At 38.8% G+C, this 2,836-nt stretch carries 2 protein-coding genes, 1 pseudogene and 1 other annotated feature; of the genes and pseudogenes, 1 reads left to right on the top strand and 2 read right to left on the bottom strand.

Annotation, left to right across the window (positions count from 1 at the left end; translation table 11 throughout):
• Positions 1-27: 27 nt before the first annotated feature.
• Positions 28-426: a DUF2846 domain-containing protein gene (locus tag MA2_RS10575; RefSeq protein WP_067059626.1), complete on the bottom strand. Its 399-nt coding sequence runs from the start codon at positions 424-426 to the stop codon at positions 28-30.
• Positions 427-549: 123 nt separating this feature from the next.
• On the opposite strand from MA2_RS10575, the pseudogene MA2_RS10570 reads away from it, so the two are divergent.
• Positions 550-917, top strand: a pseudogene (locus MA2_RS10570) (transposase); the annotation flags it as partial.
• Positions 825-929: a sequence feature (AL1L pseudoknot), on the top strand. (Overlaps the previous pseudogene by 93 nt.)
• A gap of 80 nt (positions 930-1,009) precedes the next feature.
• On the opposite strand, the gene MA2_RS10565 reads toward MA2_RS10570, so the two are convergent.
• Complete coding sequence (locus tag MA2_RS10565) at positions 1,010-2,749, bottom strand: ShlB/FhaC/HecB family hemolysin secretion/activation protein (RefSeq protein ID WP_079352234.1); 1,740 nt, start codon at positions 2,747-2,749, stop codon at positions 1,010-1,012.
• Positions 2,750-2,836 lie beyond the last annotated feature (87 nt).

The following is a 2,836-nucleotide window of genomic DNA, read 5'->3' as shown; positions in this document are numbered from 1 at the left end:
TTTTGAATGGCTTGTTGCCCTTCGATACTATATACTATCGACTATTTTTAGGTTAGCACCACCAACAAGTAAGCCTGGTTTGATATATTGCTTGATAAAGTAGTTACTACCACCTTTAGCGAACAGTTTAATGGCGTTAGGCGAAAACTCAGATTCAGTTGTGATGGTATATTCCTGATTACCTGGTACTTGTTGATAAAAAAAGGTATTGGGGGTTGATTCGCCAACACAGTTACCGTTGATTTTGATGTCTTTTTTGAGGCTAGCTCCTATGCCACCTATACGGTAGATATATAGTCCTGCTTTATCTACAGGGGGAAGGATGAATTGTTTGGCAACGTCACCTGTTTGTTTATTGGCTAATGGAACAGACGCACAGTCTGTGAATAGAAAGACAATTGTGCTTAGAACAATGATTTTTTTCATATTTGACCTTAATAGAGTTGAGTTGCTGTATTAACGCTGACGAATGAACACAGGGTATGTTATGGATTCTTCGTGAACTGTACTGGGATTGTCGGAGACTCCAAACTCTGAGACAATACCCTTATGAAAACCAAACAATACTCAACTGAAGTCAAGACTCGAGCCGTCGAGTTACTCATCGAATCGCAAAAAGATTATCCCTCACTATGGGCAGCCATACAAGCCATTGCACCTAAATTTGGCTGTACCCCCGAAACCCTACGCACATGGCATCGAAAACACCTAGCCAAGCAAAATCCTGCGACCCTTACCACTGAAAGCCAAGCCACCCGCATTGCCGAGCTTGAACGAGAAATTAAAGAACTCAAACAAGCCAACGAAATTATTCGCAAAGCTGCCGCTTTTTTCGCCCAGGCGGAACTCGACCGCCCACGCAAGTAATGGTCAAATTCATTGATGACGAGAAACAGCATTACGGGGTCGAGTCGATTTGAACCGTCCTTTGGATGACATAACTTCTATAAAACAAAATATTTTAATGGGTGTATAGCAGTCTTAATAACTATACCATAACATACCAAGCTTAGTAATTAACCGATAACTGGAAACCAGCATTGCTATCTTTACTTATACCGTTAGGGGCATCTAGAGGTTTGCTAATAAAACCATCTAAAGTGAAGTTTTGACTAAATAGACGTAACCCTAGAACAGCACCTGTCAGTGATTTATCAGCAAGGTATTTGGTACTTTCACCACCTACCCAGCCTTGGTCAATACCCATATATAATTGATTGGCAATAGGTAGTTTAGGAATTTGCCAACCCAGTTCTTGTTGAATGGTTAGACCTTTTTCCCCTAATAACATACTTTCTCCATCAAAGCCTCGCACCGTATAACGACTACCAATACTAAATCTATCTTGAGAACTCAGTTCATTAGGAGAGTATTGAAGGCTCACATTGGTTTTATAATTTAATAAATTTTTATTAACAGTAAAAGGTAGATTATAGCTACCATTCATGGTGATAATGACAGGATGAACGGCGACTTCACTAAAATAAGTCTCAGGTATTGGCTCGGCACCAAATCCACCCATACCTTTTTCAAAAGTCATATCAATATTTAAACGACTATTATCTTTATTGTTTTTCTCGTAATTTAATCCTAATTGGTAATTAGCGGTCTTACGTTGCTGAACCAAGATCTCTAAATTATCAATGTAGTTATTGGATTTTTGTGCGCCAACTGCAATAGAGCCTGTTAATTTACTGTCCGATGTACGCCTCAACTCACGGTTTAATTTAACCTGCATCCGTTTTGATTTGCCTTTATAAACGGGGTCATAATCCAACCCAGCGAGTGTTTGATAGTAGTTATAATCATTATAAGAAGTCTCTAACAACCATTTTTTAAAAGGGTATTGATAATTAATATAAAAGTTATGATTTGCCGCAGGTAACTTGGTATGATTCCAAGGGTCAATACTGTGTAAATAGCTAATATTAAGCACATCATTACTCAGCAGTGGCTCATTAATTTGCAGCCCAACTGTACCTTGATATTTTCCTGTCGATTCATTGCCCGCATCGTCGATACTCAAGCGATAATTGAGTTTTTTTGCTTGTTGCCGACTAACTACCAAATCACTGTAGCTATATTGATTATCCAACTGTTCAATTGGCGTATGAGGGGGTGTAATGGCCACATTTGCGGTTACGTTACTGGGTAATCGAATATTTTCTAAGCTCTTCTCTAATTCTCGAACCACAAAAATATTGCCTTCTTCAACCACCATCGCATTATGCAAATTAATACGATCAGCCGTTGCCTTGTCACGATAAATTTGATGGATCTTACCAGGGACTAGCGTAAGTATTAGAACACCTGTGCTTAAATCTTGCGGTTCAACCATAATACGAGAGGTTAAATAGCCTTTATCAATCAGTGCGGATTGAGCCTTAGTAATTGCTAACTGTAGACCTTGAGTGCCAATACACTGACCTAACACTTTATCTTTGCTATATTCTAAATCATCTAATACAAAACCAAAGTCCCAAGCCAGTTGTTTGCTAGGGGCTTTCAATTTGACTTTCTTAATAAGAAAACAGGGTTGTTCATGCAGCTGAGAAAAACTAACAATTGATTGAGAGGTAGTTGATTTATTTTGTAAAAACACATCCTCAGCAGTGCCTTTAACCTGAGCATTAATAATTTGCTGTTCTTGAGCAGCCTGTTGTTGGTTTAAGACATTGAGGTTGGGTGTATCAGCGGCATGCAGTTGTACCGCTGAAAAAATTGTGACCAATAAAATAACTCTTCTCATGGATTAACCTTTACTAAACGGACACAAGTTCCATCTTAAAAGACAAGGGGCTACACACTACGCATGCTTAAAATACGACAAGCGGTA

It is taken from the genome of Moraxella atlantae NBRC 14588 (genome assembly GCF_001591265.1).
Lineage (GTDB): Bacteria > Pseudomonadota > Gammaproteobacteria > Pseudomonadales > Moraxellaceae > Faucicola > Faucicola atlantae.
The sequence above is the reverse complement of the archived record's forward strand: the minus strand, read 5'-3'. Positions and strand labels throughout refer to the sequence as shown.

Coding starts and splice junctions, on each gene's coding strand:
- MA2_RS10575 (WP_067059626.1), bottom strand. CDS start 426: ATGAAAAAAATCATTGTTCTAAGCACAATTGTCTTTCTATTCACAGAC.
- MA2_RS10565 (WP_079352234.1), bottom strand. CDS start 2,749: ATGAGAAGAGTTATTTTATTGGTCACAATTTTTTCAGCGGTACAACTG.